Here is a 13,950-nt window from a genome sequence, read left to right as displayed (position 1 = left end):
AGATTTTATACCTTTTTCAGTTTTAAAATCACTGCGCCATCATAAATATACAAGAACCAATCGATTAAACACTAATCAGCTATGATCACATATATCTTGTTAGACAACGTTTTTTATATTTTCCGATAACATTTTTCACAAAGTTTAAATCCTTCAGAGTCCACCGTGCTAATAGTTTCAACAGCATCTTGCATAACACATTTTTCAGTTTCACAATGATCAAGTCCCAAGTTATGTCCGATTTCGTGAACAGATATCTTTTGAACACGACTAATAAACAAATCTGTTTTTACATTCCTTAATCTAAATGTAGAAATAATACAACTCGTGCCAGGTTTATAGCCTAAACCAAAAACTCCCCAATCTGTATATTTTGATTTAGGTTTTTTAATATTCCCATCCGAACCCCTTTTAGTTGTAGAGATGTCTTTTGATGTGATCCCTAAAATAAACCCAATTGAGTCTGGACGACTTTTGGATAATTCAATGAGTAATGAATCCGCTCGATATCTTGGACTTTTTATATTTACAAAAGCTTTTTCCGGTAGTTTTTTTCCATTCAAAACTACAATTTCAGTATGATATGTCCTTTTTAGAATACTTGTAATAGAGTCAAGAACAGGTTGATTGATTTTTCCATAAGGTTGAATCCCTATTATTGCCGATTCAGACGAACAATTAAGGAATAAAAGAGTAATAATTAACAATAAAAATTTCTTCATTCTGGAATGTTGCCAACAATTGAATATATCCAATTGGGTATATTTCTCTTTTACTCACAAATCTAGAAGATTTTGGATACACCTCAAATTATTTGTTGGCACTTGAGTATAAATTTCTGTTGTTTTGCTTGAACTATGCCTCAATAAGGTTTGGATATAGCCAAATGGCACGGATTTGCACCTTAAATCCACACCATCAGGATGAAACTATTCTATTCATCAAAAATCCTGTAGATTTGTGAAAATATAATCGATATATGTATACTAATACATATACCATTGTTGTTCACGAAATAGAGAAGTCCAGAACTTGAAAGAAAAACCTCAAAAAAATATAGAAAAAGAACAACCGACAAGGTTAGAAACTAGTTTAGTGTAAAGTCCAATCTTTAACTTGTGTATACCATGTTCTTTAACCAACAAAAGCTATGAATAAAAATATTGTCATTTTACTTTGCATTTCTTTATCATTATTCCTCACCAAATGTGATTCAGGACAAACAGATAAAAAATCCGATTCTGTTGAAATCGTTCAGGAAAAAGAAAGTGATACACTTAATTTACTGACTGATATCGCACCTCTCCTTGAGGATGGAGATATTAATGCAGTAATTGAGATACCTGCAGGTACATTGGATAAATGGGAGTTAGATAAATCAACCGGAAAAATACGATGGGAGTTGATCGACAAAAAACCTCGAATTGTAAAATATATAGGATATCCTGGTAACTACGGAATGATCCCGAGGACTTTACTTTCAAAAGAAAAAGGTGGTGATGGTGATCCATTAGACATACTCGTTCTTGGACCTCCAGTGGAAAGAGGTCATATACTAAAATGTAAAATAATTGGCGTCTTGTATCTACAGGATAGAGGAGAACAAGATGATAAATTAATTGCTGTTTCGAGCAATTCTCCAATATACGGAGTTAATAGTATAGATGAATTAAACAATGATTACAAAGGAATTACCGAAATAGTGGAATTATGGTTTACAAACTATAAAGGACCAGGGAAAATCGAATCTAAGGGATTTGGAAATAAAAAAATTGCAATTGATATACTTACAGAAGCAATTAATGAATATCAATTAAAAGATACTAAACACAACAACGTATCCTATGAAAAGCCTTAGAGCATTGAAATGACCAAAATTCAAATGAAAATATATAAAACATTACATATTGGTGAATTTCATACAAACCACTGCGAAGACTTCTTAATTGAGGAGCAAATCGGAACAAATGAAATACTATTGGCTGTCTTGGATGGCTGTACAATGGGAACAGAATCCGTTTTTGCTTCAATTCTATTCGGAAAGATTTTACGAAATATTGCTAAAAATAAATTTTATGAAGAGTTTGTAACTGATAATTCAATACAATTAAAAGATAAACTTAAGGAAGTTGTTAAAATCCTAATTCGCGAGACTAAACTCTTCAAAAATCAACTAGGGCTTGAAACAAATGAGCTACTATCAACTCTAATAATTGGTATTGTCGAAACGAAAGAATCAAAAGCTGAGTTTTTGACAATCGGAGATGGTCTAATTTGTAAGGATGGAGAGCTAATTGAATACGAACAAGATGACAAACCTGATTATCTTGGATATCATTTAGGTGATGATTTTGATAGCTGGTTTGATAGTCAAGAACAAAAAGTCTCAATTTCTAATTTTAAAGATTTATCCATCTGTACAGATGGAATCTTTACATTTAAGAATCTGGAGAACAAATCAAAACAAAAACCTGAAAACGAAATTATCGAATATTTATTAATTGATAATGAAGGTGCAGAATTCGATAATTTCCTGGATAGAAAAATTCGAGTATTAAAAGATAAATGGAGTCATCTGGTAACAGATGATTTAGCAATAATTAGAATAAAAAACAATACGCCAACATCATATTAACTATTATGAAAAGAAAAAAATTATTACTAATTGGAATGATGTTAATTGGATTAAGTTCTTATGCTCAAAGCTTGAAATGTGAAGATTTTATGAATGGTGAATTTTATGTTCCAATTGAAAAAGATATAACAAAAAGTTTTAAAATTAAACGAAATGGAAATAGCCAAATTGAGATTGTAGAACATGACGGAGTTGAAAAAAAATCTTACATAATTATAGAGTGGATTGATGAATGCTCTTATCGTCTCAAGTATGATAAAACTAAGATGAAATTTACCGAATCTGAAAAATTCATTAACTCTCATAATGGTGTATTTGTTGAGAAAATTGAAATCGTTGGAAATTGTTTTCTATACAAGTCAACAATGATAATAGATGGAAAAAAAGAAAGGAAAGATGGAAAAATTTGTAAAGAGTGAATATGAAAAGTAAAAAACTATACTCCATATCATAAAACCAGAATTGTTTAACTTCTGATCAAAAGGCTTTTCTATTTCCTATAGCACTAATTTTTTATAAGTTTAACCAGAAGTAAAATAAATACAGAAACCAATGGATTCGGGTATATTTATCTTGCTTTGATTCATGCATCTAGGATTTGCAACAATTAAAATGACACACCCTTTACGACAACATATCGAAGAAATAATCAGTCTTACCGATAAAGAATTCGATTTTGTGTTGAGTCATTTTGAGCAAATCAAAAGACGTAAACATCAATATATTGTTCAGGAAGGTGAAATTGTTAACAAAGAATACTGGATTATAAAAGGATGTCTAAAAAGCTATTTTATAGACCATACAGGAAAAGAGCATATACTACAATTCGGGATGGAAAATTGGTGGATTACAGATTACGAATCATTTGTAAAACAAACCAAATCCAAAACCTCTATAGACTGTATAGAAGATAGCGAGTTACTCTATATAACTTTTGAAAATAGAGAAAAGCTAACGGCCAAAATGCATAAAATGGAACGTTTTTGGGCGAAAAAAAGTAAAATTGGTCGAATTGCGCTTCAGAATAGAATCTTATCATTATTGAAAAATTCGTCTAAAGAACGATACGAATTATTACTCGAGCATTATCCAAAACTTTTTCAACGTGTTCCCAAAAAAATGATTGCCGCCTATTTAGGGGTTTCCAGAGAAACGCTTAGCAGATTAAACTCTTAATTATTTTTACTCGTTTATTGCTTAAATCCGGGTTAAAGTGATGTACATCACCCTAAAGAAGTGACAATCCTCCTTCGTAATAATTTCATTCTACAACACCTTTGTGTGACCATTAATTTAATAAAAAAGTCATGCCATACATTAACATTAAAGTTACCGATGAACAGGTAACAACAGACCAAAAACGTCAATTAATAGAAGGAGCTACACAGCTCGTTGTTGACATACTGAACAAAAACCCAAAAACAACTCATGTTGTTATTGAAGAAGTTCCTATCGAAAATTGGGGAGTGAACGGGAAACAGTATTTAGGAACTAAAAAATAAAGAACATGAAAAACAAAACAGTAATTATTACAGGAGCATCTACAGGAATTGGTAAAGAAATTGCAAAATACTTTATAGCGCGAGAAAGTAATGTTGTAATGAACTCTTCTAACGAAGAAAACTTAAAAAACGCATATAAGGAACTTGGTTCTCCTTCTAACGTAATCTACCTGGTCGGTGATATCAGCAAACAAGAAACAGGACAAAAACTCGTAAGTCTGGCAATAGAAAAATTCAACACGGTAGATGTTTTAATTAATAATGCAGGAGTATTTTCTCCAAAACCTTTTTTAGATGTTGAGGAAAAAGATTTAGATCAGTATTGGAATGTAAACCTAAAAGGAACATATTTTACATCGCAAGCTGCGATTCCTCATATGATAAAGCAACAAAATGGTTCAATTATAAACATCGGAACCGTTTTAGTCGACCATGCTATTGATGGATTCCCGGCAACAGCTCCTCTAGCGAGTAAAGGAGCCATACATGCTTTAACCAGGCAACTTGCCGCCGAATTTGGTAAAAATAACATCAAAGTAAACACCATAGCTCCGGGAATAATTAGAAGCCCATTACAAGGTAAAATCGGAATTGAAGATGCCGATAGCTTAGCAGGATTGCATTTATTAAACCGAATTGGAGAAGCTAATGAAATTGCCGAAGCAGCATATTATTTGGTTACATCAAATTTTGTAACCGGAGAAACAATTAATGTGGCAGGAGGACATACGGTTGGACACGCCATCTAAAAAATAAATCATGTATAAAGAGAATATAAAAGAAATCGAAAGTCTAATTACTAATTACTTTGAGGGAATTTTTTATGGAGATGCAACCAAACTCGAATCTTGTTTTCATAAAAACGTATATATCTATGGAGATATCAAAGGCGTTGATTACTTAAAAAGTGTAACCAAATATCTTGAAGGAGTTAAAAATAGACAAAGTCCTAAGGAATTAAATGAGCATCTAAAAATGAAAATTATAGGAATCGATATCATAGGTAAAATTGCCATGGCGAAATTACACCTTCCCATGCTAGGTTATAATTATTACGACTATTTATCATTAAGTAAAATCAATAACGATTGGAAAATTGTAAATAAACTATTCACTCATGAGCAATAAATGAAGTGTTATACAGGCCTGATTTGTAAAACAATTTATTCTAAGCCTCTTTACAGAGGCTTTATTTTTTTCCACATAACCTAATCATTGCTCTAGCCACTTTCTAAACATTGAGGTTATTGAGGTACTTGTCATTACTTTTTCGGGATACCCTTTCATTGTGATTAGCAATCGGTTTTTAAAATGATTTTCGATAGTATCGATATATTCTATATGTATGATTTGACTTCTATTGATTTTAAAGAATTTACTAGGTGCTAATTGGCCTTTTAGAACGCCAATACTTTGCGAGATAGGGTATCTTTTTCCGTCATGACGAGTAGCGATACAGAAATCCCCAGAAGCAATAATAACACTAATATCTGCTGTATTTAATAACTGAATACCGTTTGTATGTTTTATCACAAATCGTTGCTTATAGTTAGCCTGCTCCTCCTGTAATGCAGATTTTAAGGCTTTTAGAGTCGAATGGGTTAATGTGTCATAATCACCCTGCCGAAATAGTGTCTGGTATTTTTCTAGTGCATTTTTAAAATCGCTATCTGTATATGGTTTTAATATATATGCTATGCCATTTGTATTAAATGCTTGAAACAAATAATCATCATAAGCAGAACAAAATATTATTGGATAATTTACAGTAAATTCATCAAATAAATCAAAAGAAAGACCATCTAATAATTGAATGTCAGATAGAATGAAATCATACGTATTACTTTTTAAAAACACCTTACCATCTTCAACAGAGCGCGACCAATCATGAGAAACTTCTTCTCCAAAAAAATTATTTAAATGAGTAATTAACATCTGGTACGCCAGAATTTCATCTTCTAAAATTAAAATATTCATTCCTTTAAGATTCACTTCTTAGTTTAATAATTGGAATCGAAATTTTATATTCCAATTCTGTATTTATTATAGTAATCTCCTTATCCGATAACAACTTATATCTTGTATTTAAATTCACTAATCCAGTTCCAAAAGATTCTTCACTGGTCTTAAAATCAGATTTACTGTTAGATACAATAATCAAATCTTCATTAATTGCTATAGTAACTTTTATGTTATTTTGTTGTCGTGGTTTATTGTGTTTTATAACGTTTTCTAACAATGTCTGCATAGCTCCTGTTGGGATAAATTTATCTGAAAGCGTTGTATTTTGTGTAATCTTAAAATTATAATCTTTACCAAATCGGGTTTCTATCAAAAATATGTAATTCTCTGCAAGCCGCATTTCTTTATGAAGCTCCATAATTTCAGAATCTTTAGTTTTAATTAAGTAGCGATAAATTAAAGATAGACGATTAACGTATTCTTTAGCTATTTCTGTATTACTATCTATTAGCGCAACTACAGAATTTAAATTATTAAACAGGAAATGAGGTTCCATTTGTGAGCGCAAGAATTTTAATTCACTTTCCTTTTGTTGCTTTTGCATATCTAAAAGTTTTGTTTGGCTTTCATAAAACTTCTTTGTTAAAAGTAACCCCAAAGGCAATCCTATGTTTTCAATACTTACCAATAAACCTTTAGTAATTAGATTTGGAACAGATCTATAGGCTACCATAAGAGCATTCCAATCCCAACTTTTTTCTATCGACCAAAATCCTGCAATTAATCCAGTTGTGCCTATAATCGTCATGAAAAACAGACTAAAAAAAGTAAAGTGTACATACCGTTTCTTCTTGATAATATACGCCGGAATTAACCAGTACATAAACAAAAAGATGAAAATAAAAATAAGGATAAATCCTGCAGAAAAATCTACCAAATATGCTCTTAGTGAAGCGCCTTGCAAATAATACTCGTACGAATGTAATACTATTGGTATCAGTAGTAAATAAATACCAATTAATAAATAATCTGATTTGTTAAGACGTGTATCCATTTATAACGTAAATGTATTAATTATTGTCTTTAATTCTGTTTTGTTCTTCTTTAGAAGTGTCCTTTCTACTTTTCTTTTTGCTAAATTTAGAACCAAAGCTATATGAAAGTTGTAAATACACATTTTGTCGAGACTGATCGACTATTACCTCTGCATTAATATTATCATATTTTACAACTCCATTAATTGGGCGATTTAAAATATCGTTCATTCCCATATTAACTTTTAATTGATCTTTCATAAATTTTTTACTCACTGCAACGTTTAATCCTGCCAGCCATTCGTGCTTAAATTGTCCATCCACCCCACTGGTTGAGTAATACCCCGTAAGTTCAGAATTAATACCCCACGGTAATTTGAGTTGGGCACTCGTATACCAGATTAAATTCCATCGTGCTAAATCTAGTTTTGGGGTTAAATTTTTAGATGTATATTTATTATGACTTACTATAACACCAGTAAATCCATCTAATCCTTTAATAAAGTTTAATGGCCCAAATGCTCTGAAACTCCAATTCTCATTTTTGGCTAAATTAATTACAGAACGTTTAGCTTGTCCTGTAGCATCATTCTGGGAGGTGATCTCAAACAAAACATCGGTAGTTTCTTTATAGCTAACACTAAAAAACGGCTGTTCATCATACGTTAAACTAAATTGAAAACTGTTTGTAAACTCTGGCTTAAGATTTGGGTTACCTTCTTCAAAAGTATAGGGATCATAATAATATACAAAAGAATTTAATGAATTATATGAAGGCCTGCGAATACGATAACTATACGATAAGTTTGCATTAAATTCCTCGGTTAACTTTCTAGTAATTGTAGCACTTGGAAATAGTTTTGATATGTTTCTTGTTTGGGTTTCATTAGTATTAGTAGATGTTCCTTTGGTATTACTATCTTCCCAGCGCAGACCTCCGGATAATAACCAATTCCCTAATTTAGTATCCAGTTTAGAATACAATGCAATGATACTTTCATCTACCAAGAAACGATTGCTTTGGTCAATGTCTAAAACAAAACCCTGATTGCTGTCTTCTGTAAAAGAACGTAAATCACTATCTGTATCTACCACTGAATATTTTGCACCTACTATTACATTAAAAACATCATTAAAAGATCGCTTATAATCTCCTTTATAGGTAAATATCTCATAATTACCATCCTGAAAATAACGCTGGTTATCATACAGAATAGGACTTTGTCCAACCTGATATAAATTATCAATGTTCTTATTCTTATAATTAATATAGTTAAAGTCTAAAACAAGGGTATTGTTATCGGTATCAAATTCATAATATGGATTAATGCTAAAAATAGTTCGTTCTCTATCATAATTATATGCTGTTATCAACGTATTAGATATATCGTTTTCAATGATAGAAGTATTGTTTGACGCAATTCTGTTTGAGTTTGTTTGAATTCCTCTTGCGCTTATTCCAATACTATGATGATTACTTATATAGTAATCTAATCCTCCACTAACCCGAAACGGTGTTGGATCATATGGAGAAATAGTGGCCTGATCATAGACTTGATTATTAACCTGACGTTTTAAAAATAAATCTTCACGAGAAGTAGATTTTTGATATCCAGTACTTATTTGCCAATTTAATTTGTTTTTATAACTCGCTACAGAAGCACTGGCACCATAATTAAATTCATTATTGTACCCTGTATTTAGTTTTATATTTCCATGAGTTCCTAGTTTCACATTTTTTATTAGAATAATGTTTATCAGCGGACCAGAACCTTCTGCATCAAATTGAGCACCAGGTTGTTGGACTAATTCAATTTTTGCTATATTATCAGCAGGCATATCTCGTAAAAGTGAAGCTATATCCATATAATCAGTTGTCTTACCATTTATCAAAATTCTAATATTTCGTTGGCCTCCATAACTTAGTTTTCCGTTGGTAACAATAACCCCCGGTAGCTTTTTCATTACACCCTGAAGATTAGAGTTTACCATTTCAGATTTCTCAAGGTCTACAATCAATTTTTCTGCAGTTTGTCGTATTATAGGCCTAGAAGATGTTATAACGACCTCATTTAATGTTTGTGTTTCTTCTTCTAGAACAAAATTTACTACTTTTCTTGTACTTTCTTCTGAAAGTAAAAAAGGTTCAGATTTTTGGGTTTTAAACCCAAGTATAGAAATTTCTACCCAGTAGTTTCCAGCAGGAACATTTTCAAAAATATAGCTCCCATTATTATCGCTAACAGCACCTGTCAGACTATTCGATATATTAGATGAGTGTAAAATAATATTAGCAAATTCTAATGGTGAATTTGTGTTTTCGGTAACCGTTCCCAAAATTGTATTTTGTGCATTACTGAACAAAATTCCCAGGAAAAAAACTAACGTGATTTTGATTGATGTATTCATGACTTCCTTTTTTTTACACGGTAAAATTGCATGATACGTTAATAGCCAAAAACCAGATTCTGACGAATCAGGATAAAAAAAAGATGAAGAGTTTCTTATAGCGGATAAAGTCTATTAGACATATGAATTCTAATAAATCCTTTGAAGGAATAAAAAATAACCTCATATTTGCGTCATAATTTTGAACCAAAAAACAAGTTTTAAGCCTATGTTATTATTTTTCACATATAAAAAGGACGCTGTAAGGCCGTTTTTAAATCAAGAATATAGGTAGTAAACTATACATAAGATATAAAAATCATAAGCGTCCAATACATTGGACGCTTTTTTTATCATCTTTTTTGTATACCTACTTTTATCAAATAAAAATGGTATTTGAGAGATAAACATCAGAACAGTAATTGGTTACCAAACAGGCTAATATCCGTTAAAAAACGGACAGGGATTCCTATGCCTAAGAACAACATAAAACACTAAAAACCAGTAAATTAAATTTTAAATTTTAGTTGTATAATTAAAAAATAGATTACATATTTGCACCGCAGTTTATAAATTGCAAAACCATAATAGTTAATCTTTAATAACCGAAGTAATATGATTTTTACAAACCTATATTGCCACACTCCAAAAGAACCAGGTTCTTTTACGAGTATGCTTCGGGACTTCACCAGTAGATAATTTCCATTATATATGAGAAGAAGTCCGAAGCCATAAAGTTTCGGACTTTTTGTTTTACAATTTTGTCACACTGAGCCCTTCGGTAAACTCAGGACAGGCTTTGTCGAAGTGCAGTCAAAATCACAATAAAATCTCTCGAAACATTTTATCAAGTTTATGTCAGTAATGAAAATTCATTACACCACTCATTATTGACAAATATTAAAACCTGTACCAATGGGAAAGAAACTAAGCGGAAAGGATCTAATTAAATTAGGCTTTCCAAAGAATAATAGTATTAATGTGACTTTGGGTCAGATTAATCGATATCAGAAGAGAGTAAAAAAAGAACATATATTAATTGAAGCCAAAAAAGTGTTGCTTAATCCAGAAGCATACCAGGGTGATGGTATTTGGGGGAAAATAGCAGAGAGTTTATTAAAACCCGTAGAGGTCAAAAGGCATGCATTGAAAACAACTCGATCTCCTTTCCAAATCTATGGTGATAATGAAATTGATGAACAGGCAAAATACCAGTTGTTTGATGCCTTAAAATTACCAGTTGCAACTGCAGGAGCTTTAATGCCAGATGCACATACCGGATATGGTCTTCCTATCGGAGGAGTACTGGCAACAAAGAATGCTGTGATTCCTTATGGAGTTGGAGTCGATATTGGATGTAGAATGTGTTTAACGGTCTATCCAATAGCAATCTCATATCTCAAAGGAAAAAAGCATCAATTAGAGAATATACTTTCTGAACATACCAAGTTCGGGATGTATGAAACTCATAAGGTAAAGTATGATCATGAGATCTTTGAACGAGATGAATTTAAAACCATCCCGTTAGTCAAAAGATTGAAAGACAAAGCGTATAAGCAGTTAGGTACTTCGGGTGGTGGTAATCACTTTGTAGAGTTTGGAGTAATTACAATTACCGATACAGCTAATGAGTGGGGGTTGAAGACTGGCGAATATTTAGGAGTGTTATCACATAGCGGCTCAAGAGGGTTAGGAGCCAATATCGCCAAACACTATACGTATTTAGCTACCAAGCAATGCCCGTTACCAAAGCATGTACAACAATTGGCCTGGTTAGATTTAAATACTCACGATGGCCAGGAATATTGGTTGGCGATGAATCTTGCTGGTGATTATTCACAAGCTTGTCATGATGATATTCATGCCAGGATAGCAAAGTTATTAGGGTCAAAACCCATAGCAAAAATTGAAAATCATCACAATTTTGCCTGGAAACAAGAAGTAAATGGAGAGGAATGCATTGTACACCGAAAAGGAGCTACACCGGCTGCCAAAGGTGAATTAGGGATTATTCCCGGTTCTATGACGGCCCCAGGGTACATCGTAAGAGGATTAGGAAACGAAGCAAGTTTACAATCTGCATCACATGGCGCTGGTCGCTTACACTCACGTAGAAAGTGCAAAGAGAAATTTACAAGAAGTGAGATCAAAAAGCAGTTAAAAGCGCATGATGTAACACTTATAGGAGGAGGAATTGATGAGGCTCCAATGGCATATAAAAACATCGAAAAAGTAATGGCAAATCAACAAGAACTCGTAGAAATTGTTGGAACATTTACACCAAAAATTGTTCGAATGGATAAATAAAAGTTAGGGCGTTACCCAAAGGGTCGGGCTTTCGGCAGTCGCTCTCGGCGAGGAGCTTCAACAAAGCCTCAATCCCTAACGCAAAATTAAGACCTCACAGGTTTTAAAACCTGTGAGGTCTGTAAAAAACAATAAAATGAATCAAAAAATTATACAAATAACAGCAGGAAGAGGTCCGGCAGAATGTTGCTGGGTCGTAGCCCAGGTACTTAAGTATTTTTTGGATGATATACGACATACAGGAGTAACCTATAGCATCATACAGAGAGTAAAAGGTATCGAAAACGGCACATTACAATCTGCAACACTAAAACTGCAGGGCGATCAAGTAAACGCTTTGGTAAGTTCCTGGTTAGGAACTGTACAATGGATAGGAACCTCAACTTTTCGTAAATATCATAAACGAAAAAACTGGTTTATCGGGATCTACGAACTAGATCTTATACCCATAGAGAAAATAGCAGAAAAAGATATTGTATTTCAAACGATGCGAAGTTCGGGCCCGGGAGGTCAGCATGTAAATAAGGTAAATTCTGCAGTTAGAGCAACACATAAACTTACAGGTACAAGTGTAGTGGTAATGGATAGTCGTTCACAACATCAAAATCGAAAAATTGCTGTCGAACGATTAAAAAACAAAGTAGCCGAAGCACAGTTAGAACAATTAAAAAAATCGGTCTCAGACGAATGGGAAAACCACCTAAATGTTCAACGTGGTAACCCGATTAGAGTATTTAAAGGAACGGATTTTAAAAAGAAAAAAGTGACAAAAACCTTTAAAAACAAACGAAATCAATTAAAAAATGATTTACACAATCAATTAAAGAATTAGAAAATGAGTAATTTACTAGACAAATATTTATTTCAGGCATTAGACGCTTATCCTTATAACTTAGAGGAAGCTGTAGAATCTTTGAACTATGCATTGTCTTATGATGAAAAAAATCCAATTGCATTAAGTCTTTTGGGTCAGATATATGCAGAAAGTTTGAAAAACTATGAGGTTGCAAAAGAGTACTATCAACAAGCTTTGGCAGAAGATATGTATGCATTAGATGTATATCCAAAATATATCAATGTCTTACTTTGGAATGAAGACTATGAAGAAGCCGAAAAACTAGTCGACTTTGCCCTAACCGTAAAGGGAACAGATAAGGCGATGTTATATCTAAAAAAAGGAATTCTTTTTGAGCAAAAAAAGAACTATAAAAAAGCATTAAAATGTCTGAAGCTGGCAAAAGAAAATGCCTACAATAATCATTTTATTAATGATATAAAAGAAGAGGAAGAGCGAATTAAAAATAAAATGCCAAAGCAAAAAAAAGCTAAGGATAAGTCTTCTTCTAAAAAGAAAACAAAGAAATCATAAAGCACGAGGGTCTAAAAAGTAAATTCGATGTCATATTGAGCCTGTCGAAATATTTTTATCTTACTGGTAATTCATATGGATTTCGACAAGCTAAACCTGACAAATCAAAATATAATGACTTTTTAGGCCCTCGTAATAAAAACACAAAAAATGAAAACAACAAATACAATTATAATCATAGACCTGGAAGCTACCTGCTGGAATGGACCTATTCCTGCAGATCAGGTCAATGAAATCATAGAAATAGGAATCTGCCTTTTGGATACGCAAACGGGAAGCATTTCTAAAAATGAAGGGATATTAGTTAAGCCCGAACGATCAGAAGTCAGTTCTTTTTGCACAGAACTCACTACGATTACTCAAGAATTAGTAGATCAAGAAGGAATTTCTTTTGAAGCTGCCTGTGAAATGCTAAAAGCTCAATACAAGGGTCATGAATACACTTGGGCGAGTTATGGGCAGTACGATCTAAATATGATGAAGAAGCAATGTGCTAACAGAAGAATGGAGTATCCTTTATCACAAAATCATATTAATGTGAAAGCGCTTTTTTCTGAAACCAAAGGATTAAGAAGAAAGGTTGGAATGAAAGGTGCATTAGGAATTTTAAAAATCCCTCTGGAAGGAACGCATCACAGAGGAGTCGATGATGCCAAAAATATTGCTAAAATCTTACATTGGTGTGTTCAGCAAGATAATGATTCGAATGATTAATGTTTTTCATTCATAAAAAAGCCAGTTATAAAAATAACT

15 protein-coding genes are annotated in these 13,950 nt (G+C 32.5%); 11 read left to right on the top strand and 4 right to left on the bottom strand.

The features are described from left to right. Positions 1–113: 113 nt before the first annotated feature. Positions 114–722, bottom strand: coding sequence for a matrixin family metalloprotease (locus DK441_RS08295; protein WP_109098298.1), 609 nt, complete (start codon positions 720–722; stop codon positions 114–116). 428 nt (positions 723–1,150) lie between these two features. Between DK441_RS08295 and DK441_RS08285 the strand changes: the two genes are divergently transcribed. The 7 genes from DK441_RS08285 to DK441_RS08255 all read left to right on the top strand — a co-directional run bounded on the left by DK441_RS08285 (position 1,151) and on the right by DK441_RS08255 (position 5,265). Next, entirely contained in the window at positions 1,151–1,858 is a 708-nt protein-coding gene (locus tag DK441_RS08285) for an inorganic diphosphatase (RefSeq protein ID WP_109098297.1), read from the top strand. Between the two features lie 9 nt (positions 1,859–1,867). Then, positions 1,868–2,635, top strand: coding sequence for a protein phosphatase 2C domain-containing protein (locus tag DK441_RS08280; protein ID WP_235015732.1), 768 nt, complete (start codon positions 1,868–1,870; stop codon positions 2,633–2,635). 5 nt (positions 2,636–2,640) lie between these two features. Further along, complete coding sequence (locus DK441_RS08275; protein WP_109098296.1) at positions 2,641–3,054, top strand: hypothetical protein; 414 nt, start codon at positions 2,641–2,643, stop codon at positions 3,052–3,054. A 166-nt stretch (positions 3,055–3,220) separates the two neighbouring features. Further along, positions 3,221–3,811: a Crp/Fnr family transcriptional regulator gene (locus DK441_RS08270; RefSeq protein WP_235015731.1), complete on the top strand. Its 591-nt coding sequence runs from the start codon at positions 3,221–3,223 to the stop codon at positions 3,809–3,811. A gap of 131 nt (positions 3,812–3,942) precedes the next feature. Beyond that, positions 3,943–4,137, top strand: a complete 195-nt coding sequence (locus DK441_RS08265) for a 4-oxalocrotonate tautomerase family protein (RefSeq protein ID WP_025663024.1) — start codon at positions 3,943–3,945, stop codon at positions 4,135–4,137. Positions 4,138–4,142: 5 nt separating this feature from the next. Further along, positions 4,143–4,886, top strand: coding sequence for an SDR family NAD(P)-dependent oxidoreductase (locus tag DK441_RS08260; protein WP_109098295.1), 744 nt, complete (start codon positions 4,143–4,145; stop codon positions 4,884–4,886). Between the two features lie 10 nt (positions 4,887–4,896). Continuing rightward, a complete protein-coding gene (locus DK441_RS08255; protein ID WP_109098294.1) occupies positions 4,897–5,265 on the top strand; it encodes a nuclear transport factor 2 family protein in 369 nt (122 codons plus the stop codon). 84 nt (positions 5,266–5,349) lie between these two features. On the opposite strand, the gene DK441_RS08250 is transcribed toward DK441_RS08255, so the two are convergent. The 3 genes from DK441_RS08250 to DK441_RS08240 are packed head-to-tail and all read right to left on the bottom strand — an operon-like array spanning position 5,350 to position 9,542. Next, the gene (locus DK441_RS08250) at positions 5,350–6,114 is read right to left on the bottom strand and encodes a LytTR family DNA-binding domain-containing protein (protein ID WP_132066213.1); all 765 of its coding nucleotides are present in this window, start codon (positions 6,112–6,114) and stop codon (positions 5,350–5,352) included. Positions 6,115–6,118: 4 nt separating this feature from the next. Further along, a complete protein-coding gene (locus DK441_RS08245; RefSeq protein ID WP_109098293.1) occupies positions 6,119–7,153 on the bottom strand; it encodes a sensor histidine kinase in 1,035 nt (344 codons plus the stop codon). Positions 7,154–7,169: 16 nt separating this feature from the next. Continuing rightward, positions 7,170–9,542, bottom strand: a complete 2,373-nt coding sequence (locus tag DK441_RS08240) for a TonB-dependent receptor domain-containing protein (protein WP_109098292.1) — start codon at positions 9,540–9,542, stop codon at positions 7,170–7,172. An 894-nt stretch (positions 9,543–10,436) separates the two neighbouring features. On the opposite strand from DK441_RS08240, the gene DK441_RS08235 reads away from it, so the two are divergent. From DK441_RS08235 to DK441_RS08220, 4 genes are all read left to right on the top strand, one after another. Next, positions 10,437–11,828: an RtcB family protein gene (locus tag DK441_RS08235; RefSeq protein WP_109098291.1), complete on the top strand. Its 1,392-nt coding sequence runs from the start codon at positions 10,437–10,439 to the stop codon at positions 11,826–11,828. A 136-nt stretch (positions 11,829–11,964) separates the two neighbouring features. Beyond that, entirely contained in the window at positions 11,965–12,660 is a 696-nt protein-coding gene (gene prfH, locus DK441_RS08230; protein ID WP_109098290.1) for a peptide chain release factor H, read from the top strand. Positions 12,661–12,663: 3 nt separating this feature from the next. Then, positions 12,664–13,197, top strand: a complete 534-nt coding sequence (locus DK441_RS08225; RefSeq protein WP_025663029.1) for a tetratricopeptide repeat protein — start codon at positions 12,664–12,666, stop codon at positions 13,195–13,197. A 150-nt stretch (positions 13,198–13,347) separates the two neighbouring features. Continuing rightward, a complete protein-coding gene (locus tag DK441_RS08220) occupies positions 13,348–13,911 on the top strand; it encodes a 3'-5' exonuclease (protein ID WP_109098289.1) in 564 nt (187 codons plus the stop codon). The last annotated feature ends 39 nt before the right edge of the window (positions 13,912–13,950 follow it).

Source organism: Aquimarina sp. AU58 (assembly GCF_900312745.1).
Classification (GTDB): domain Bacteria; phylum Bacteroidota; class Bacteroidia; order Flavobacteriales; family Flavobacteriaceae; genus Aquimarina; species Aquimarina spinulae.
This window is presented reverse-complemented; position numbering and strand designations above follow the sequence as displayed.

Bases quoted from the DNA above. Each gene is read 5' to 3' on its own strand.
- DK441_RS08295 (WP_109098298.1), bottom strand. From the start codon at position 722: ATGAAGAAATTTTTATTGTTAATTATTACTCTTTTATTCCTTAATTGT.
- DK441_RS08285 (WP_109098297.1), top strand. From the start codon at position 1,151: ATGAATAAAAATATTGTCATTTTACTTTGCATTTCTTTATCATTATTC.
- DK441_RS08280 (WP_235015732.1), top strand. From the start codon at position 1,868: ATGACCAAAATTCAAATGAAAATATATAAAACATTACATATTGGTGAA.
- DK441_RS08275 (WP_109098296.1), top strand. From the start codon at position 2,641: ATGAAAAGAAAAAAATTATTACTAATTGGAATGATGTTAATTGGATTA.
- DK441_RS08270 (WP_235015731.1), top strand. From the start codon at position 3,221: ATGCATCTAGGATTTGCAACAATTAAAATGACACACCCTTTACGACAA.
- DK441_RS08265 (WP_025663024.1), top strand. From the start codon at position 3,943: ATGCCATACATTAACATTAAAGTTACCGATGAACAGGTAACAACAGAC.
- DK441_RS08260 (WP_109098295.1), top strand. From the start codon at position 4,143: ATGAAAAACAAAACAGTAATTATTACAGGAGCATCTACAGGAATTGGT.
- DK441_RS08255 (WP_109098294.1), top strand. From the start codon at position 4,897: ATGTATAAAGAGAATATAAAAGAAATCGAAAGTCTAATTACTAATTAC.
- DK441_RS08250 (WP_132066213.1), bottom strand. From the start codon at position 6,114: ATGAATATTTTAATTTTAGAAGATGAAATTCTGGCGTACCAGATGTTA.
- DK441_RS08245 (WP_109098293.1), bottom strand. From the start codon at position 7,153: ATGGATACACGTCTTAACAAATCAGATTATTTATTAATTGGTATTTAT.
- DK441_RS08240 (WP_109098292.1), bottom strand. From the start codon at position 9,542: ATGAATACATCAATCAAAATCACGTTAGTTTTTTTCCTGGGAATTTTG.
- DK441_RS08235 (WP_109098291.1), top strand. From the start codon at position 10,437: ATGGGAAAGAAACTAAGCGGAAAGGATCTAATTAAATTAGGCTTTCCA.
- prfH (WP_109098290.1), top strand. From the start codon at position 11,965: ATGAATCAAAAAATTATACAAATAACAGCAGGAAGAGGTCCGGCAGAA.
- DK441_RS08225 (WP_025663029.1), top strand. From the start codon at position 12,664: ATGAGTAATTTACTAGACAAATATTTATTTCAGGCATTAGACGCTTAT.
- DK441_RS08220 (WP_109098289.1), top strand. From the start codon at position 13,348: ATGAAAACAACAAATACAATTATAATCATAGACCTGGAAGCTACCTGC.